The sequence below is a fragment of the Dokdonia sp. Hel_I_63 genome (assembly GCF_007827285.1).
Taxonomy (GTDB): Bacteria; Bacteroidota; Bacteroidia; order Flavobacteriales; family Flavobacteriaceae; genus Dokdonia.
This window is the reverse complement of record NZ_VISD01000001.1, coordinates 1,662,298-1,681,977: the sequence shown is the minus strand read 5'-3', so window position 1 is coordinate 1,681,977 and position 19,680 is coordinate 1,662,298. Positions and strand designations below refer to the sequence as shown.

General features: G+C 37.2%; 17 protein-coding genes. 5 read left to right on the top strand and 12 right to left on the bottom strand.

Going from position 1 to position 19,680, the window contains the following annotated elements:
• Positions 1-240: 240 nt before the first annotated feature.
• Positions 241-2,145 (bottom strand): molecular chaperone DnaK, encoded by a 1,905-nt coding sequence (gene dnaK / locus JM84_RS07465; RefSeq protein WP_013749661.1) that lies wholly within the window; start codon positions 2,143-2,145, stop codon positions 241-243.
• Between the two features lie 315 nt (positions 2,146-2,460).
• Between dnaK and JM84_RS07460 the strand changes: the two genes are divergently transcribed.
• The 3 genes from JM84_RS07460 (at position 2,461) to JM84_RS07450 (ending at position 5,791) form a co-directional block, all read left to right on the top strand.
• A complete protein-coding gene (locus JM84_RS07460) occupies positions 2,461-3,153 on the top strand; it encodes a TetR family transcriptional regulator C-terminal domain-containing protein (protein ID WP_144783457.1) in 693 nt (230 codons plus the stop codon).
• A 55-nt stretch (positions 3,154-3,208) separates the two neighbouring features.
• The gene (locus tag JM84_RS07455) at positions 3,209-4,534 is read left to right on the top strand and encodes an ABC1 kinase family protein (RefSeq protein ID WP_144783455.1); all 1,326 of its coding nucleotides are present in this window, start codon (positions 3,209-3,211) and stop codon (positions 4,532-4,534) included.
• 249 nt (positions 4,535-4,783) lie between these two features.
• A complete protein-coding gene (locus JM84_RS07450; protein WP_144783454.1) occupies positions 4,784-5,791 on the top strand; it encodes a 3-oxoacyl-ACP synthase III family protein in 1,008 nt (335 codons plus the stop codon).
• Positions 5,792-5,872: 81 nt separating this feature from the next.
• Here JM84_RS07450 and JM84_RS07445 read toward each other — a convergent pair whose 3' ends face one another.
• The 3 genes from JM84_RS07445 to JM84_RS07435 all read right to left on the bottom strand — a co-directional run bounded on the left by JM84_RS07445 (position 5,873) and on the right by JM84_RS07435 (position 8,090).
• Positions 5,873-6,400 (bottom strand): YfiT family bacillithiol transferase, encoded by a 528-nt coding sequence (locus JM84_RS07445; RefSeq protein WP_013749665.1) that lies wholly within the window; start codon positions 6,398-6,400, stop codon positions 5,873-5,875.
• A gap of 106 nt (positions 6,401-6,506) precedes the next feature.
• Positions 6,507-7,439, bottom strand: a complete 933-nt coding sequence (locus JM84_RS07440; protein ID WP_144783452.1) for a peptidylprolyl isomerase — start codon at positions 7,437-7,439, stop codon at positions 6,507-6,509.
• Positions 7,440-7,598: 159 nt separating this feature from the next.
• A complete protein-coding gene (locus JM84_RS07435; RefSeq protein ID WP_144783450.1) occupies positions 7,599-8,090 on the bottom strand; it encodes a metallophosphoesterase family protein in 492 nt (163 codons plus the stop codon).
• Positions 8,091-8,139: 49 nt separating this feature from the next.
• Here JM84_RS07435 and truA point away from each other — a divergent pair, with 49 nt between their 5' ends.
• Both truA and JM84_RS07425 read left to right on the top strand, forming a co-directional pair.
• A complete protein-coding gene (truA, locus tag JM84_RS07430) occupies positions 8,140-8,913 on the top strand; it encodes a tRNA pseudouridine(38-40) synthase TruA (protein WP_144783448.1) in 774 nt (257 codons plus the stop codon).
• Positions 8,900-10,666: an ABC transporter ATP-binding protein gene (locus JM84_RS07425; RefSeq protein ID WP_013749669.1), complete on the top strand. Its 1,767-nt coding sequence runs from the start codon at positions 8,900-8,902 to the stop codon at positions 10,664-10,666. The genes truA and JM84_RS07425 overlap by 14 nt, the downstream gene beginning before the upstream one ends.
• A gap of 57 nt (positions 10,667-10,723) precedes the next feature.
• Here the strand turns inward: JM84_RS07425 and JM84_RS07420 are convergent, their stop codons facing one another.
• The 8 genes from JM84_RS07420 to JM84_RS07385 form a co-directional block, all read right to left on the bottom strand.
• A complete protein-coding gene (locus JM84_RS07420; protein WP_013749670.1) occupies positions 10,724-11,842 on the bottom strand; it encodes an adenylate/guanylate cyclase domain-containing protein in 1,119 nt (372 codons plus the stop codon).
• 115 nt (positions 11,843-11,957) lie between these two features.
• Positions 11,958-12,971, bottom strand: coding sequence for a DUF3667 domain-containing protein (locus JM84_RS07415; RefSeq protein ID WP_013749671.1), 1,014 nt, complete (start codon positions 12,969-12,971; stop codon positions 11,958-11,960).
• A gap of 24 nt (positions 12,972-12,995) precedes the next feature.
• A complete protein-coding gene (locus JM84_RS07410) occupies positions 12,996-13,994 on the bottom strand; it encodes a DUF3667 domain-containing protein (protein ID WP_013749672.1) in 999 nt (332 codons plus the stop codon).
• 4 nt (positions 13,995-13,998) lie between these two features.
• Positions 13,999-14,772 (bottom strand): diadenylate cyclase, encoded by a 774-nt coding sequence (locus JM84_RS07405; RefSeq protein WP_013749673.1) that lies wholly within the window; start codon positions 14,770-14,772, stop codon positions 13,999-14,001.
• A 215-nt stretch (positions 14,773-14,987) separates the two neighbouring features.
• Positions 14,988-15,545, bottom strand: coding sequence for a thioredoxin family protein (locus tag JM84_RS07400; protein ID WP_013749674.1), 558 nt, complete (start codon positions 15,543-15,545; stop codon positions 14,988-14,990).
• A gap of 189 nt (positions 15,546-15,734) precedes the next feature.
• Positions 15,735-17,624, bottom strand: coding sequence for a molecular chaperone HtpG (gene htpG / locus JM84_RS07395; RefSeq protein ID WP_144783446.1), 1,890 nt, complete (start codon positions 17,622-17,624; stop codon positions 15,735-15,737).
• Between the two features lie 250 nt (positions 17,625-17,874).
• Positions 17,875-18,534: a peptidoglycan-binding protein LysM gene (locus JM84_RS07390; RefSeq protein ID WP_144783444.1), complete on the bottom strand. Its 660-nt coding sequence runs from the start codon at positions 18,532-18,534 to the stop codon at positions 17,875-17,877.
• 399 nt (positions 18,535-18,933) lie between these two features.
• Entirely contained in the window at positions 18,934-19,584 is a 651-nt protein-coding gene (locus JM84_RS07385) for a hypothetical protein (protein WP_013749677.1), read from the bottom strand.
• Between the last annotated feature and the right edge of the window lie 96 nt (positions 19,585-19,680).

The window sequence follows — 19,680 nt, the reverse complement described above, 5'->3', positions numbered from 1 at the left end:
ACACCATTCAAGCCCTAATTGTAACGACATATGAATCAGCTATTTTCCATGCTATATTTTTTGTGGAATCAGGAAATAAAAAGACATAAAAAAAGTCTCACAACATACGTTGTGAGACTTTTCTATTATTGATTTGAAGTTGTATGGGATATTAAATCATACGTCTCAAATAATTCCAGTTTCGCGAAAATGATTACTTCACTTCCTCAAAATCTATACTTCGACTTCGCTCAGCACAGGCTACTTAACTTCTTCGAAGTCTACGTCTTCCACATCACTAGCGGTATCTGCTCCTGCATCTCCTCCAGCTTGTGCATCAGGTCCTGGTTGTCCAGCTCCTTCTGCTTGTGCTTTGTACATTTCTTCAGAGGCTACTTTCCAAGCTTCGTTGATTTTATCAAGCGCTGGAGTAATAGCATCTACAGACTTCGTTTCATAAGCTGCTTTCAATTCTGCAAGTGCATCCTCGATAGGCTTCTTCTTATCATCAGATAATTTATCACCAAATTCAGTTAGTTGCTTTTCCGTTTGGAAAATCATACCATCTGCTTCGTTGATTTTGTCTGCAGTTTCTTTTGCTTTTGCATCAGACTCTGCATTTGCTTCTGCCTCTGCTTTCATCTTTGCAATTTCTTCTTCAGAAAGTCCAGAAGATGCCTCGATACGAATATCTTGAGATTTTCCAGTAGCCTTATCTATTGCAGAAACTTTAATGATTCCATTTGCATCAATATCAAAAACAACTTCAATTTGAGGTACTCCACGCTGTGCTGGTGGAATATCTGTAAGTTGGAAGCGTCCTATTGTATTGTTATCTGCAGCCATTGGTCTTTCACCTTGTAATACGTGGATATCAACACTTGGTTGGTTATCTGCCGCTGTAGAGAATACTTGTGACTTTTTAGTAGGGATTGTAGTATTAGACTCAATAAGCTTTGTAAATACATTACCCATTGTTTCAATACCTAATGAAAGTGGAGTTACATCAAGAAGTAACACATCTTTTACGTCTCCAGTAAGTACACCTCCTTGGATAGCAGCTCCTACAGCTACAACCTCATCAGGATTTACTCCTTTTGATGGTGCTTTGCCAAAGAATTTTTCTACCGCTGCCTGTACTGCAGGAATACGAGTAGATCCTCCTACCAATATGATTTCATCTATATCGCCAGTACTTAATCCAGCAGATTTAAGTGCTGTTTGACATGGCTCAATTGTTCTTTTTACTAAGTCATCTATAAGTGCCTCAAACTTTGCACGACTTAATGTACGTACTAAGTGCTTAGGTCCCGATGCTGTTGCAGTAACATAAGGTAAGTTTACCTCTGTAGATGTAGATGATGAAAGCTCAATTTTTGCTTTCTCAGCTGCTTCTTTAAGTCTCTGTAATGCCATAGGATCCTTACGAAGGTCCATGTCTTCCTCAGCCTTAAACTCATCTGCAAGCCAATCGATAATTTTTTGATCTACGTCATCTCCACCTAAGTGTGTATCACCATCTGTTGATAAAACTTCAAAAACTCCATCACCTAACTCAAGGATAGAAACATCATGCGTTCCTCCTCCAAAGTCAAATACAACGATTTTTTGATCTGTATCTTTCTTATCAAGTCCGTAAGCTAGTGCCGCTGCAGTAGGCTCGTTAATGATACGCTCTACTTTAAGGCCTGCGATTTCTCCAGCTTCTTTAGTAGCTTGACGCTGACTATCATTAAAATAAGCAGGTACAGTAATTACCGCACGAGTTACATCTTGACCTAAGTAATCTTCGGCAGTTTTCTTCATTTTTTGAAGAATCATTGCACTAAGCTCTTGTGGCGTGTATAAACGTCCGTCAATATCAACACGAGGCGTGTCATTATCTCCTTTTACGACGTTATAAGCACTACGATCTGCTTCTTTAGCACTTCCGCTAAATTTATTTCCCATAAAACGTTTGATAGAAGCAACCGTTTTAGTTGGGTTTGTTACAGCCTGTCTTTTTGCAGGGTCTCCTACCTTAATCTCACCGCCTTCTACAAAAGCGATTACAGATGGTGTAGTTCTCTTACCTTCTGCATTAGGGATTACCGTTGGTTCGTTACCTTCCATTACAGCAACGCACGAGTTGGTAGTACCCAAGTCAATTCCTATTATTTTACTCATTATATATGTATTTAAGTGTTATTAATTTTCAACAAACACAAATAGACAAGGAGTATGCCACTAGAGAAAGTATGACAAGGTGTCACAGCTAGACATATGCAGCTAGTTATTTTAAGACAGATGCATGTATAATGTTGTTACGCTTTCGCGAAAGCATACTCTTAATACTCTACTATATTTCTAAAGCAAAAAATGTGCATTTCTATTGTAGCCATTGAGTTTCATATAATTTGAAATAATTTTAACTTAACTTTTGTTTAATCAAATCGCAATAACGATAAACATAATGTATCTTTACATCAAACAACAAGTACTATGGCAACTACAAAGACACCGACTAAAAAAACAACAGCCAAAAAGAAAGCAGTGACTTCGACCATGATAATTTCTGCATACATGGATTATGTATTAGAACATGGAGAGGAGCCAAAAACTATATATAAATTTTGTAAGGACCTAAAAGTTGAAGAATCAGAATTCTATCAATTTTTTGGATCTTTTGAAAACCTCAAAACGGGTATTTGGAATGCCTTTCATACTAACACCTTAGCTGTTCTTAATATGGACGCTGATTATGAAAGCTATCCAAATAAAGAAAAGATGCTTTCATACTTCTTTACAATGTTTGAATTGCTCACAGCAAATAGAAGTTATGTGTTATTTTCTCTAGACAAGCACAAAAACATGCTTAAGAACATAAGTCAGCTTAAGGAGTTGAGAGGACATCTAACCTCATATGCATCAAATCTTATAGAAGCTGGTAATGACGACAAAAACTACAAGATTACAAAAAATCCTGTTCGCTTATTTAGTGAAGGAGCATGGGTACAATTTTTATTCTTATTGAAATATTGGATGAGCGATAATTCACCAGGATTTGAGAAGACAGATGTAGCTATTGAAAAATCTGTCAATGCAATATTTGACATTTTTGAAACTACTCCACTAGAAAGCATTATTGACTTTGGAAAGTTTCTATTTAAAGAAAACTTTGGTTCAAAATCATAAAGATTAGGTTCTCAAACAATAAATTTTAACACACATCCCTCATGGGATTATATATATGAAAACAATAGACCACATACCTACTAACAAACTCCAGCGAGCATCTAAGCTCGTTACCACTGGTGTGAAAGTGGGCGCAAATTATGCCAAATATTATGGTAAGAAAGTGGTTAATCCTTCCTTAACAAAGGATCAACTTAATGAAGATAATGCTGAGGATATATATGACGGATTAAAGAGTTTAAAAGGTAGTGCACTTAAGGTGGCACAAATGCTTAGCATGGAGAAAAATATTATGCCTAAAGCATATGTAGAAAAATTCTCCCTATCACAATTTTCAGTCCCCCCGCTTTCTGCACCCTTAGTGCGTAAGACATTTAAAAAATATTTAGGTAAATACCCAGAAGATCTATTTGATACGTTTGCGGCTCAAAGTGTGAACGCGGCCAGTATAGGCCAAGTTCACCAAGCGACATTAAATGGGAAAAAACTTGCTGTGAAAATCCAATATCCAGGAGTCGCAGACAGTATCAGTAGTGATCTGGCATTAGTAAAGCCTATTGCAAAGAAAATGTTTAACCTTCAAGGTGAAGGAAAAGAAAAGTTCTTTAAAGAGATAGAAGACAAGCTTCTTGAGGAAACAGATTACAATCTTGAGCTTGCTCAAAGTATTGCCATGACTGAAGACTGTGCAGCAATACCTAATCTTACCTTTCCTAAGTATTACGAAGAGTTATCAAGCGAGCGCATCCTTACTATGGACTGGATGGATGGTGAGCACCTGAGTGAATTTGTAGCATACAATACTAATCAAGAAGCTGCCAATAAATTAGGACAGGCATTATGGGATTTCTACATGTATCAAATGCACGTGCTAAAACGTATACATGCGGATCCACATCCTGGAAATTTCATGGTAGATAAAGATAATAATCTTATCGCAATAGATTTTGGATGTATAAAACACGTTCCAGAAGACTTTTACATTCCTTATTTCGAACTAGCAGAGCCTGCAAATATTAATAATCCTGCTGTTTTTGAAGAGAAACTATATCAGCTAGAAATACTGAGAAAAGATGATGATGCAGATACTGTAACATTCTTTTCGGCACTCTTCCACGAGATGTTGAGTTTGTTTACACAACCTATGCAACAAGAAGATTTTGATTTTAGAGACAGTACCTTCTTTGATCAAATAGCAGTGCTAAGTGAGAAGTACAGTAAGGATACAGAAATACGCAAAATGAATGGAAATAGAGGAAGTAAGCACTTCCTGTATATAAACAGAACATTTTTTGGACTTTATAATTTGATGCATGACTTAAAGGCACAAATTAAGGTCAATAATTTTAAAAATTATATCGCTACAGATTCTGTAGCATAAACGGTAATAAGTGTACCGTAATCTTTTACGGTACTTTATTGGTTAGGTTGTTTTTTAAAAGAGCGCTTTTAGTCGGGCGCTCTTTTTTATGCCTTCCTGTCATTAAACTATGCACGCATAGCAATTGACACATTTACGCTTTATCTCCGCCTTGTAAAAAAGTATCTTTACACCCGAGAAATTGATTAGTACGCTTTCGCGAAAGCGTATCTGCTCACAAAACACTCTTTCAAACACACATCACACACTATGTATAATTCTAAAATTACCGGTCTTGGTAAATACGTTCCTGAAAACGTCGTAACAAATGATGATCTATCAAAACTGATGGATACTAATGATGAATGGATCCAAGAACGTACAGGTATAAAAGAAAGAAGACATATAAAAAAGGGTGACGGCAACTCTACTGCCAAAATGGGAGTAAAAGCTGCCGAAATCGCAATAGAACGCGCAGGCTTGACAAACAAGGACATTGACATGATTGTTTTTGCAACGCTTAGTCCAGACTATTACTTCCCTGGTTGTGGTGTGCAAGTTCAACACTTGATGGGTATGGAAACCGTACCTGCACTAGATGTGCGTAACCAGTGTTCTGGGTTTATATATGCCCTTGCAACGGCAGATCAGTTTATAAAATCAGGCATGTATAAAAATGTACTTGTTATAGGTTCAGAAAATCATAGTGGAGGATTAGATTTTACTACTCGAGGCCGTAGTGTGTCTGTCATATTTGGTGACGGTGCAGGTGCGGCAGTGCTTTCTCGCGAAGAGGAAAACAGTAAAGGTATTCTTTCTTCTCACTTACATAGTGAAGGTGAGCACGCACTGGAGCTTTCTCTAAAAGGACCAAGCACAGAGCAATGGGTTCCAGAACTTATAGCAACTAATCCGCAAGAGAACATTCCTTATTACCCACACATGAACGGGCAATTTGTATTTAAAAACGCCGTAGTACGCTTCTCTGAAGTGATTATGGAAGGTTTACAAAAGAATAACTTAGAGGTGTCAGATATTGACATGCTTATCCCTCATCAAGCCAACTTGCGTATCTCACAATTTGTGCAGAAAAAGTTTAAGCTGAGCGATGACAAAGTATATAACAACATTCAGAAATACGGTAATACAACCGCAGCTTCTATCCCAATTGCTCTTACCGAAGCCTGGGAAAATGGAAAAATTAAAGAAGGTGACACTGTTGTACTCGCTGCCTTTGGTAGTGGATTCACTTGGGCCAGCTCCATCATAAAATGGTAATTACTTGTAACTAGTATTGCTGTCAAAGAAAAGTCCCACATAGTTCTCTATGTGGGACTTTTTTATGTGTTCTAAATATCGCTACCAATTGCCCCTTTTAATTAGGCTTTCTATATGCGCATAGTGATGGTTACTATGCCATGCGTAGTGTCCTAGGTTTTCTTCTAAGGTTAGTACTTTATTTCCGTCTGGGTGCGTGAAGGTTCTTTGATACTGCGCTTCTGTCATTACTTTTAGTAATTGCACCAGTTTATGATGGACTACCTCAAGATGTCGCAATGACCATTCTATAGGTGATGCTTCTACATCTGGCAGCAATGTCCATGCCTTCTCATCATACGCCTTAATCATAGGATTATCTTCTGTAAGTGCCCATTTAAAACGTATGTAACTATTATGATGACTATCTGCTAGGTGATGCACCACTTGTCTTACCGTCCATCCTTCTGGTCTGTATGGAGTATCTAGCTGCTGGTCACTTAAATCCTTTGTAAGTGCTCGTAGTCTAGCTGGTAATTGTTCTAAAATATCAATCCACGCCGTGAGATGCTCTTGACTAATTTGCGCAGGTGCTTGAAATTTTCCTATAGGATATTGTAGTGTTTCCATATCATCAAAAATAGGAAAGCTTTGCGATACAAAACATTACTGACTCAAGTCCATAAAAAAAGGTCTGACGCAAGTCAGACCTTTTAAAATATGTATCAAAAACTAATTACTTTACAGCAACAAGCTCTACGTCAAAAACTAAAGTTGCATTTGGAGGGATTACTCCACCTGCACCAGCGCTTCCGTATCCTAAATCTGAAGGGATTACTAAGCGTGCTTTATCTCCTACATTTAATAAAGAAATACCTTCATCCCATCCTGGAATTACTTGTCCTACTCCTAATTGAAAGTCAATAGGTTGGTTTCTTTTAAATGAACTATCAAACACAGTTCCATCAGGAAGTGCTCCTTTGTAGTGTACAGAAACTGTTTTACCTTTTTCTGCTTTTGCACCAGTACCTTTTTGGATAATCTGGTAACGCAAACCACTAGCTGTCGTTTCAAAACCAGTTGCTAGCGCTTCAATTTCTGCAGCTTGTGCAGCTTTTTCTTCTTCAACACGTTTTGTTCTTGAACCTTCAAAAGTTCTAAAAGCTTCAACTGCGTTCCAAGCTTCTGCCTCTGCTCCTACTCTAATGATTTCGATTTTTGTCATCTCATCACCTTGAGCCACTGCATTTACAACTTCTTGTCCTTCTACAACGTTCCCAAAAACAGTATGCTTACCGTCTAACCAGTCTGTAGCGATGTGTGTAATAAAAAACTGAGTTCCGTTTGTTCCAGGACCTGCATTTGCCATAGAAAGTATTCCTGGAGCATCGTGCTTTAAGTCTGGGTGAATCTCATCATCAAATTTATATCCTCCATCACCAGTTCCTGTTCCTAGTGGGCAACCACCTTGAATCATGAAATCAGGAATTACACGGTGAAATTTCAAACCATCATAATATGGAGTTCCTTGAGGCTTTTGAGAGTTCTCAAGGTTTCCTTCTGCTAGCGCTACAAAGTTTCCTACCGTTCCTGGCGTCTTCTCGTGCTCTAATTTTAAAATAATTTCGCCTTTAGGCGTATGTATCTTTGCGTAAATTCCGTCTTTCATTATCCTTATTTTTAATGAGCTGCAAAGATACTATTTACTAGTGGGAAGGCAAATATGCTTGCGCGAAAATGTTACAAACCTCCACATTGTCAGCTTCAAGTAATGCAAAGCTTGACTTATGAGTCTTACAATCTGATTATCAATAGCTAATAACGACAACTACCGCGCTACCTCAATCACCTCAAGATTCTCAATCTTGCCTGAATGAACCGTAAATCTGAGCATGGTGCGCACTTTATGAAAACCGTGCTTACCTATCGCTCCAGGATTCATATGTAAGAGGCCTCTTTTTTTATCTGGCATAACCTTTAAGATGTGGCTATGGCCGCAAATAAACAACTTAGGCGGGTTACTATAAATCTCATCTCTAATAGCTGGAGAATATCTCCCAGGGTATCCACCTATGTGAGTAATCAAAACATCTACTCCTTCACATACAAATCTATTATTGAGAGGGAATTCTTGTCGTGCTTCTGTATCATCTATATTTCCAAAAACAGCTCGTAGCGGTTTCCGTTTTGCTATAGCATCTGTTACTTTTAAGTCACCTATGTCACCTGCATGCCAGACCTCATCTGCCCAGTCTACGTGACCCAAGATATGATCATCTATATAACTATGTGTATCGCTTAATAGGAGTATCTTTTTCATTTGAGTGCGCTTTCGCGAAAGCGTATATTTGCCACAAAAATACAACACAGTGCGTTATTTTATCGAGCTTTCTTACTTTGGAAAACACTACCACGGCTGGCAACGTCAACCTAATGCCGTTACCGTGCAAGAAACGATAGAGAAGGCACTATCTATGATTTTGAGAAAACCAGTCCAAATCATGGGTGCTGGGCGCACTGACGCTGGTGTGCATGCCACACAGATGTATGCACATTTTGATTGGGATGGCGAGCAGTTTACTACTCAAGAAAGTATAGAAAAACTTACCCATAAATTCAATCGTCTTTTACCAAAAGATATAGCCTTTAAACGCATTTTTCAAGTGGCAGACAAAGCACATACACGTTTTGACGCCACTAGTAGGTCTTATGTGTATCGCATAGGGAAAGAAAAAAACCCATTTACATCAGATCACGCCCCAACAGTACGGAATAAAGTGCATATTGAAGCTATGAATAAGGCGGCAGCGATCCTGCTTGACTATAGTGATTTTGAGTGTTTTTCTAAATCAAATACTGACGTGAACACCTATCTTTGTGATATTACACGTGCAACCTGGATAGAGACCGAAGATGAGTATCATTTTCACATTACGGCAAATAGATTTTTACGTAATATGGTACGAGCTATTGTAGGTACTTTACTAGAAATAGGCGAAGGAAAGAGAGACATTAAATGGATGCACGAGGTAATAACTGGTAAAAGTAGATCACAGGCAGGAAAATCAGTTCCTGGACGCGGTTTATACTTAACAGAGATTTTATACCCAGAAACAATTTATAAAGATCATGGCAGAGACTAAAGGAAAAGCTTTTGATACGCAATTATTTAAACGTCTACTCGCTTTTACGACACCGTATCGCAGTAGATTATATATAGCTGCTATAGCTGCCGTAGTACTCTCACTTTGTGCTGCACTACGCCCATATTTCCTTAAAAACGCCATAGATTTAGGGATATCACAACGATCTAGTGATGACTTATTCTTTTATATGAGGCTCATGGCCGCTGTACTCTTTGGCGAAGTTCTCTTTCAATTACTATTTATTTATTTTTCTAACTGGATAGGCCAACAAGTAATTAAGGATATAAGAGTAAAACTCTTTGATCACATGCTTACGTTCAAGATGCAATATTTTGACAAGTCGGCAGTGGGGAGATTAGTTACTAGAGCCGTAGGTGATATTGAGACCATCTCAAGTATTTTCTCTCAAGGTCTCTTTATGATTATTGCAGATTTATTGAAGATGAGTGTCGTTCTTGCATTTATGTTTTATGAGAGCTGGAGACTTACGCTCATTGTTCTTGCTGTTTTCCCGGTGATTTTATATGCAACACGTGTATTTCAAAAAGCGATGAAAGTTGCCTTTGAGGAAGTACGCACGCAAGTAGCAAACCTCAACACTTTTGTACAAGAACGTGTGACTGGGATGAAAATCGTACAGATTTTTAACCGTGAAGCTATAGAGCATAAAAAATTCCAAGCCATTAATAAAAAACATATGGATGCGTGGAATAAGACGGTATGGTACAACTCTATCTTCTTCCCTATTGCAGAGATATGTACTTCTGTCACCATAGGTCTTATTGTATGGTATGGTGGTCTTAAAGCTGCGCAAAGTGATGTCATCACCATAGGATTAATAACAGCATTTATAAGCTATATCCAGATGCTTTTTACACCACTTAGACAGATAGCAGATAAATTCAACACCTTGCAAATGGGAATGGTTGCTGCAAATCGTGTTTTTGGCATTTTAGACACACAGTCTTCTATACAAGACATAGGAACCTTAGAACTTAATAACGTACAAGGTAAAATAGACTTTGAAGATGTTAGATTTTCTTATGTAGAGAATGAAGAGGTACTCAAAGGAATATCACTCACCGCAGCACCAGGACAAACCATTGCTATTGTAGGATCTACGGGAGCTGGAAAATCTACTATTATCAACTTACTTAGTAGATTTTATGAGATAGATAGCGGTAAGATATTACTAGACGGAACAGATATTAAAGACATAAAACTAAACAATCTAAGAAATGAGATTGCTGTCGTGCTACAAGATGTATTCCTTTTTGCCGACACTATTTTGAATAATATCACGCTTAACAATCCAGACATTTCTGAGGAAACGGTGATAGAAAGTGCAAAGACCATAGGCGTTCATAAATTTATTTCTAGCCTTCCTGATGGATATCACTATAACGTAAAAGAGCGAGGCTCTATGTTATCTAGCGGTCAGCGACAGCTTATTGCTTTTTTAAGAGCATATGTGAGCAATCCTTCAATTCTTGTTCTTGATGAAGCTACTTCATCTGTAGACTCACACAGCGAGCAGTTAATCCAAAAAGCGATTAATAAAATTACTAAAGGAAGAACCTCTATTGTGATTGCTCACCGTCTTGCTACTATTAAAAAAGCAGATCAGATTATTGTGATGGAAAAAGGTAAAATCATCGAGCAGGGTACTCATAAAGAACTTCTCGCTAAGGAAGATGGACATTACCGCAATCTGTATGAAGTACAATTTATGCAAGCAGAAGCTAGCTAGATGTTACTATTGGTTTGCTAGGCACATTTTCGCGAAAGCGTATATAATTTATAATGTTTAAATCACATTACCCTGCTCAAAAGTCACTAGCGAAACTTCCTCTTTTTTACCCTTAAGAAGCTCCTCACCCATAGATACTACTCGTGTAGTACCTGGCAACTTAGGTAGTATATTTGCAAAAGCTTTTGACGCTAGGATATCTACACCCTTTTCGTTACACATGCTCTGGATACGAGCCGTAGTATTAAGTACATCTCCAGAAAAGGCGATATCTCTCTTTATTTTACCCAGCTCCCCTACTGTAACTTGGCCATAATGAAAGCCAACTTTAAAATCTGGCAAAGCATTATAGCGCTTGTAATATTTTATAGATTTCTTGTAAATGATATTTTTCATACGATAATAGCAACGTAAGGCATTTGCATTTTTCACACCATTTTTCATCTTCCAGGTGATGACAACCTCATCGCCTACGTACTGGTATACCTCGCCCTTAGTTTGCATAATAGCTGGTGCGATATCATTAAAAAAATCTTTTAAGAAATTGAAGTATTCTTGTTCGCCTAGTTTTTCGGCGATTCTTGTGGCGTCTCGTATATCTGCAAACATGAAAATACGCGTCTCAGTTTTAGGATGAAAATAACGCCCCATTAAGTAATCTGGAAAAACGCCTGGACCATACTTATCATTAATCATAAGGATGATGAGCGTTAGAATGACAATAAACAGCCACACCACAAAATTCTTAATAAATATGTGTTCTGTATAAAAAGAGATCACGCGGTCATAAAGTAAGTCACTGGTAAGTTGTAAGCCTAGGTAATCTGCATAATAGTAATATGCCCCTACGGTACCTACAATAAACGCAATAATCACATAGAGTAATGTGATGTAAATAAGCGCTCTCCAGAAGGCATATTTACGCAGCCACAACTCCATAATATTTACGGTAAAAATCCCTCCTATTAACCCAGCCATGATTGACACCAATAAGTTCGCCTTAAAGGAAACTTCAAAATCAAAATCTGACGTAAGCGCATCTGCAGATACGAGTGTGGCATAGTCGTACAAGAAAATAATATTTGCAACCAGCATCCACGCAAAGAGAATCCACAAGGCACGCCTTACGTAGAATAGGATTTCGTTGTTGGTAAGTTCTCTTTTAAATAGTTTCATATATTATCTTATGCTGCGTCTATCAAAGTACCTCATATATACTAACAATCATTGCTCGTTTAAGAGAGATTTGTGAGAAAAAGTATTTTTACTACGCTTTCGCGAAAACGTATACCTACTGAGGTCTATTTTTAATCATATCTGGAGTGATCTCTAGCTCATACTCTAGACGTTTGAGACTATCTTGTTTTAGAGAGTCTAGAATTTTTTTACGTTCTGCTTGCTCTAGAGCTGGCTTCATCATATTGCCTATAAATGAGTTTTCATCAATATCTAGCTCCTCCCCTTTTGCAATCTTTACTCCTTGTACTGCTCCATATAATATAATAGGAATCGTTGAAAAGCAAGAAAATGCGAGTATAACGACTAAAAATAAAGCGCTTTTTAAAATTACACTGGCATTATCCAATTTATATAAACGTTTCAACACATACACTGTAAATACAAATAATAGCAAGACAGTTACAAAACTAAATGCAAATAGTAATGTTGTATTCCAAATAACCAAGATGTTGAGCGTTACAGATATTATTGATATATGGGAATATGTATATAGGTATATTACAAAATGTTCAACTAGATTATAATTCTTATAGTTCCAAAATACGAGTTTAGATATAAGCGCCATAATAGGTATACTAAGGAACATATATACGGACTGATATTCCATCATGGTATTTGTAACGGTCTCTGTCATTTCCACTTGAGCACTTGCCATATCTACGCCATAGAAGCTAGTTTGTGTAGCTATAAGTTCGTCAAGAAACCAACCTTTTAATATAAATGAGTAAAATCCGCTAAATGTAATTGCAATTGCAAAGTAGCTGAAGGCCGGAAGATACTTCTTGCGCATCCCATTTATGTAACCACCTATCACATCTTCTGGCTGGCGAAACATTGCTACAAAAGTCTTGACAAAAGAATTTTCTAGATTAAAAAATCGATCTACAAAGTCTTCTAGTAAGTTACGCCATGTGAGTTTATTATAAATACGCTTACCACCACAGTGTGAGCAAAACCTTTGATCTAGCGCTATAAACTGCTCACAGTTCACACAGGTATCTTTTACCTCAAGTTGGGTCTGTTTCTTTTTTAAAGTTTTTTTCTCAGCGCGAGACAACTTGGACATAGGTTGGTTTTAATATTTAAGAGATTAGTTAAGCGTATCTTTTACGATTTGCACAGCTGCTTTGACACTATCTACACGTCGTATAGAGTCCTTTGCTTTTGCAGCGGCTTCTCTAGCTGCTCTGGCTATTTCAGATTGCTGTTTTACGTCTGCTACAAACTCATCAAGCATACCAGTGGTATACATAATCCCACCCACAGCACTCATAAAAAGACATGATAGCGGTAATAGTATGGCAAGAAACAATATCGTTTTAAGTATTGCTTTTTCAATTGTTAAATCAAATATTCTATAAAGGACATAAATCGTATAAATTATAGGAAAAGCAATAGTCACCACTCCTAGTATCACCTGTGCTATATCTGACCAGATGAAGAGCATACCAAGCACAGACATTAAAATCTGAACCTGAGAGTAGGTGTACAAATAGATGACAACATGCTCTATAAAATTGTATTGCTTATAGTTCCAAAAAACCAGTTTTGAAATCACAGCATACAACGGAATACACAGAAAACTAAAGAGACTTTGATAATCAAACACAAAGTCCAAGTAATCATTCAATACTGTAGTATCAGGCGATTTGAATCCGCTAGCAAATCCATTTGAAAACTCAGAGAAACTCTCAGAATCAATAAACCAATTTCTAAAGAAAAATGTATAGACACTCGTGATAGTAAGCGCCACAGCAAAATACCCAAAAGCAGACATGTATCTTTTTCTAAGACCTTCTACATAGCCATGGATTACATCTTCTGGTGCGGTAAATAATACAATAAAGGTTTTTAAGAATACATTCTCAATATTGAGAAAACGCTCTGTGAAGTCCTCTAGAAGATTACGAGTGTTGAGCCTATTATACATGCGCTTTGCTCCACAATGAGAACAGAATCCCTGGTCTAGTTGTACTGGGGTTCCGCAGTTCTTACAGTGGTCAGAAACTACGTGGACATCTCTGCTTTTTTTAGTAAGCTTATTACTTTTTTTATCTATCTTACTGTTATCTGATGGTTTCTTAGACATAGCGTTACATTAGTTCTTGTTCTAATAAAACACGCAGCTCATCTATGGTATCAAAGAGTACAAACTCACCATCCTTTATATAGTTTATAGCACCACTTTCTTCACTTACCACTAGGGCAAGTGCGTCTGTCTTTTCTGTAATTCCTACTGCAGCACGATGCCTAAGTCCAAAGCGTAATGGAATATTGCGTTCCTGAGTTACAGGCAAAATAACACGTGTTGCTGTTATCTTATTATCCTCAATAATCATTGCACCATCGTGTAATGTAGAGTTCTTATAAAAAACACTTTCTATAATAGGTCTGTTTACCTCTATTTCCATGCGGTCTCCAGTATCTTTTACAAACTCTAGACTCGTTGCTCTCCTTATAATGATAAGTGCACCTGTCCTGGTGTTACTCATATTCTCACAAGCTCCTAGAATTGCATGAATATCTAGATTGAGAACACCTTCTTTTTTTGAAAAATTAAAATTCTTAAATAGTCCGCCCTTCGTGAGGTTTGTGCTTCCTATGAGTAATAAAAACTTTCTAATCTCTTGTTGAAATACTACAATGAGCGCAAACATCCCCACGCCTATAAACTGCCCTAGTATGGTACTAAGCATTTCCATTTTGAGAAGTACTGTGAGTTGCCAGATGAGATAAATCACCACGATACCTATAAAGATATTTATAGCTACCGTTCCCTTAACGAGCCTGTATAAATAAAACATCAAGGTAGCAACGAGCAAAATGTCGATACCGTCTAAGATGCGCAGATTTTCTAAAATTTCCAATAGTCTAGGATTTACGTAAAAATAGCAGAAAAAGGGAGAGCAAAAAATCTAGCACCTAAAAACTTAATTTTAAGTGGCACTACTTTGATTTTGCGGTCTTTACTTTCGGCTTACCTCTAGACTGCGACCCTAACGCTTAATGATATTTAAGAATTTTAAAAGATATATTTATTGAGTCACGCTTTCGCGAAAGCGTACTAATCCTACTACCCCACTTATGATTTCCACTTGATATTACAACCCATACTTGGCTTTTGGAGGGTAGATTGGGGCTTACTATTGAAAATGTTATCTAGCGCCTCTCTTAAGTCACGTCCATTTACAGGAATTCCATTACCCGGACGACTATTATCAAGCTGACCGCGATATACTAGCTTGTTATTAGGTCCAAAAACATAGAGATCTGGAGTACATGCCGCCTTATAGTTTTTTGCTACCTCTTGTGTTTCATCAAGTAGATAAGGAAATGTGAAGTTGTTTTTACGAGCATTTTGCCACATCATCTCTGGCCCATCTTGCGGATACTTAACAATATCATTACTGCTTATGGCAACAAACCCAAAACCAAGCACGCGATAATCATTTGCTATACGCACGATCTCATCTATCACATGAATAACAAAAGGACAGTGATTACATATAAACATCACCACAGTACCGCGTTCTCCTTTAACATCATGGTAACTACACAGCTGATTTGTAACGGTATCTATAAGTTGAAATTCTGGGGCTTTTGTGCCCAGATCGAGCATGGTTGAAGGAGTGAGTGACATGATATTTATTTATTTATTAAATGTAGTCGTTTGCAAAGTAACAAGTGAAGTTATTGCGCTACTATCTCATAGGACGGTAAGCTACTTAAAAAGTTACGCTTTTATAAAATCAAAAAGCCACTTTCCATAAATGAAAAGTGGCTTTTATAAAATTTACTTCTTACTAGATATAAATAATATCGAGTAAAATTATTTAATCATCTCGTAAGAACGTTTGATAAAGCTAGTAAGTTCCTCTCCTTTAAGAAGATTTTGAGAAAGCTTTGCTAGATCAAATGACTGTGTGATTAAGCGCTTTTTAGTGTCTTCTGAGTCTGCATTGAGAATTTCTGACACAAGTGCATGATTACCATTTACTACGAGGTTGTACATCTCTGGCATATTACCAAACATGTTCATACCACCGCCACCGCCAGTTTGCTGCATCTCTTTCATACGACGCATAAACTCAGGTTGTGTAATGATAAATGGCGCAGCGTTACTGTCCATCGCTTCTACTTGAACCGTATAAGAAGTAGTCCCTATCGCTTCTGTAATGGTAGTTTTTACAGTTTCCATCTCCTCATCAGAAAGTTTAGAAATCTCTTCTTCGTCTTTCTTGATAAGATTATTGATGTGATCTCCATCTACACGTACAAAGCTCACGTTCTCTTTGCTTGTTTCAAGCTTTTGAATTAAGTGCGGTACAATAGGAGTATCTAGTAATAAAACTTCATATCCTTTTGCCTTTGCACTTTCTATGTATGAGTGTTGTGTATCTTTATCACTTGCATAAAGCACCACCATTTTACCATCCTTATCCGTCTGGTTGTCTTTTATTTTTGCTTCAAGCTCTTCCCATGTAAAGTAAGAATCATCTACTGTAGGGTATAAAGCAAACTTATCTGCTTTTTCAAAGAATTTATCTTCAGATAACATTCCGTACTCAATTACGAGTTTAATGTCATTCCATTTCTTCTCAAAGTCTGCTCTATCGCTATTAAATAATGACTTCAATTTATCTGCTACTTTTCGTGAGATGTAACCAGAGATTTTCTTTACGGCACCATCTGCTTGTAAATAGCTACGTGATACGTTAAGTGGAATATCTGGAGAGTCTATCACTCCGCGTAACATTGTCAAGAAATCTGGTACAATACCTTCTACATTATCAGTTACAAAAACTTGATTTTGATATAACTGTATGCGATCCTTCTGTATGTTCATATCCTGTCCTAACTTAGGGAAGTATAAAATTCCTGTTAGGTTAAAAGGATAATCTACATTTAAGTGAATGTTGAATAATGGCTCATCAAATTGTGATCGATATAATTCTTGATAGAAGTTCTTATAATCCTCATCCTCTAGATCTGCAGGTTGCTTAGTCCATGCTGGTTCTGGGTTGTTGATGATATTATCTACCTCTTGTGTAGGTGCAGGATCTTCTTCTTTTGCGTCTTCTGGCTTAGGAAGTGTTTCTGTTTTCATACCAAACTTAATTGGCACTGGCATAAACTTGTTATACTTTGCTAGTAATCCAGAGATGCGGTTTTCTTCAAGAAACTCTAAGCTATCATCTGCAATGTGTAGTATGATTTCTGTTCCTCTGTCAGTTTTATCTGCCGCTTCAAGTGTAAAGTTAGGGCTACCATCACACGTCCAGTGTGCTGCAGGCTCATCTTTGTAAGATTTTGTGATAATCTCTACAGTAGAAGCTACCATAAAAGCAGAGTAGAAACCTAGACCAAAATGACCTATAATTCCAGTGTCCTTTGCTCCTTCTTCATACTTATTTAAAAACTCCTCTGCTCCAGAAAATGCAAGTTGGTTGATGTACTTTTCAACCTCATCTTGCGTCATACCAAGACCTTGATCGATAATGTGAAGTTTCTTTCCTTCTTTATCAATCTTAATCTCAATTTTAGGATTTCCATAATCTACACTAGCCTCTCCTATTGAAGTTAAGTGCTTTAGTTTAAGTGTTGCATCTGTTGCATTTGAAACGAGCTCACGGAGAAAGATCTCGTGATCACTATATAAGAACTTTTTAATAAGCGGAAAGATATTCTCTACCGATACATTAATTTTTCCTGTTGACATGTTATATGTGTTTTGATTTGTAATAATTCTTTCTCGCTTAAAGCGAAAAAAGTACCACAACGACATAAGTGACAAACTGACATTTTACAACCTTTTAAAGATGGTAGCTTCTTGTATCTATCTAGTAATACACCTACAATGACAGAGTTTTAAGTGTGAGTAATTACGCTTTCGCGAAAGCGTATAAAAAAACATCCAGCATCTATACGATACTGGATGTCTTATATATTCTTACACTAAGCTATATACTTTATAGACTAGCCGTTAATTTGTCAATAGATGGGTATTTTACTGCTTTTACATTAGATACATCATAACCAGAAAATCGTTTCATATAGCTACGTATGTTAGTACCAAAGGCATCTGCAAAACCTATTTCTCCACCAGATCTTAAAAATTTCTTTACACTACCAGGTCCAGCAAGGTGAGCTGCGGCAAGTATACCTGACTCCGTCACTCGAACTCCTGCAATCCATCGTCCTTCAAAACGTTTAATATCACGTCTAAGAACCCATTTATTACGGGAAGCATTTAATAAAAAAGCCTGTTCTTGAAGTAGCGGGTCTTCTAAAAACTCAGATCCATCTGTAATACCAAGCAGATCAAGAGTGGATGCACCAAATTGATACTTCCCAAGGTAACCAAAACGGTTAATTGTCAAATAATCACCTCTCGATTCTTTAAAAGCGAGTGCTTCCTTAAAACCTGTGTAATTTTTACCAGTAAGTGGGGTAGGGTTAAAAACAAATGGAACTTCTTCAGTTTCATTAGGAAGGGCAACACTATAATCTAGAGATGTTCCATCTGTAGCGTAGTGAGTAAAATCATATGTTTCGTCAGATGTTGGGGAAATCATCAGAATACCTAACATAAAAGGTAATACAGTAACTTTAATCAAGTTTCTTAGCATAGGGTTGCTTTTCGATCGCCAAAAGGTCATAATTAAAACCTTTCTTAAAGTGCTCTCTATTTCGGCGCGCAAAAATACAACTATCTTGAGTAACCAGCAAGCTTAATCGGCAAATCACTCAAAAGCACTGTTCTGTGCTCATTTACTTGCATTTACGAGGTTATTTACACCTCTTACAACACCTAATAGACTTAAAAACGCTCTCCTCTCTACAATCAATCCCACTTCAAAACGTCAATTTACACTACTAGACGATACAATAACAGTGCAAAAGTAGACCAGAAAACTTCCTTAATAACTAGACATAACACTACTTTAACATAAGGTATTCAACTATATAGATCCTTAAATAATGCGCAATAAAAAACCCAGACCTAATAGTGTCTGGGTTTTTAGTAATTATAAAGTAGCTTTTGCCGACGCATTTGCGGGGATAATTGATGTATCAAAGTTGCCAAAGCGACTTAGATAAGATGTGAGAGGTACATTATTTGCATCTGCAAATACATCCTCACCACCAGAGTCAAGAAATTTCTTGACGTTTCCTGCTCCGCATAAATGTGCCGCAGCTATGAGACCACTTTCGGTAACTTTATGACCTCCTATTGTTTTACCGTCAAAGGCGTTGATATACTCACGTAAAACATATTTATTCCTTGCAACAAGCGCATCAAATGCACTTTCTTGCATGGCTGGAGAGCTCATAAAATCTCTTGCACTGTCTACACCTACCCACTTAAGAGTAGATTGACCAAACTGGTATCTGCCTTTATAACCAAGTCTGTTTACTGCAAAATAATTACCACTGGACTCACTAAAAGCCAAAGCTTCCTTAAAGCCTATATACGATGTTCCCAAAACAGGACTATTAAATCCTCCTGGAAAATCGGGTACAAATGATTCAAGCGTAGGAGTTACAAAAGTATCTGCCTGGTTTTTGAACCACATTGCGGCTATCGCATTGCCATTATCATCTTTTACAATGAAACCTGTAGATATTATAAATAACACAGGTAGCAATACTACTAATAGTAAATAACGTCTCTTCATATAATGAATCGAATTAAAGTTTACAATTACCGACCACTTAGTGTGATCTAATCTTTAGTAATTCTCATAAGAGCTTGCAAGCGCGGCTTGCCATTA

Coding starts and splice junctions, on each gene's coding strand:
- JM84_RS07410 (WP_013749672.1), bottom strand. CDS start 13,994: ATGTCTAAGAAACCATCAGATAACAGTAAGATAGATAAAAAAAGTAAT.
- htpG (WP_144783446.1), bottom strand. CDS start 17,624: ATGTCAACAGGAAAAATTAATGTATCGGTAGAGAATATCTTTCCGCTT.
- JM84_RS07450 (WP_144783454.1), top strand. CDS start 4,784: ATGTATAATTCTAAAATTACCGGTCTTGGTAAATACGTTCCTGAAAAC.
- JM84_RS07425 (WP_013749669.1), top strand. CDS start 8,900: ATGGCAGAGACTAAAGGAAAAGCTTTTGATACGCAATTATTTAAACGT.
- JM84_RS07390 (WP_144783444.1), bottom strand. CDS start 18,534: ATGCTAAGAAACTTGATTAAAGTTACTGTATTACCTTTTATGTTAGGT.
- JM84_RS07385 (WP_013749677.1), bottom strand. CDS start 19,584: ATGAAGAGACGTTATTTACTATTAGTAGTATTGCTACCTGTGTTATTT.
- JM84_RS07420 (WP_013749670.1), bottom strand. CDS start 11,842: ATGAAACTATTTAAAAGAGAACTTACCAACAACGAAATCCTATTCTAC.
- dnaK (WP_013749661.1), bottom strand. CDS start 2,145: ATGAGTAAAATAATAGGAATTGACTTGGGTACTACCAACTCGTGCGTT.
- JM84_RS07415 (WP_013749671.1), bottom strand. CDS start 12,971: ATGTCCAAGTTGTCTCGCGCTGAGAAAAAAACTTTAAAAAAGAAACAG.
- JM84_RS07460 (WP_144783457.1), top strand. CDS start 2,461: ATGGCAACTACAAAGACACCGACTAAAAAAACAACAGCCAAAAAGAAA.
- JM84_RS07435 (WP_144783450.1), bottom strand. CDS start 8,090: ATGAAAAAGATACTCCTATTAAGCGATACACATAGTTATATAGATGAT.
- JM84_RS07445 (WP_013749665.1), bottom strand. CDS start 6,400: ATGGAAACACTACAATATCCTATAGGAAAATTTCAAGCACCTGCGCAA.
- JM84_RS07455 (WP_144783455.1), top strand. CDS start 3,209: ATGAAAACAATAGACCACATACCTACTAACAAACTCCAGCGAGCATCT.
- JM84_RS07440 (WP_144783452.1), bottom strand. CDS start 7,439: ATGAAAGACGGAATTTACGCAAAGATACATACGCCTAAAGGCGAAATT.
- JM84_RS07400 (WP_013749674.1), bottom strand. CDS start 15,545: ATGTCACTCACTCCTTCAACCATGCTCGATCTGGGCACAAAAGCCCCA.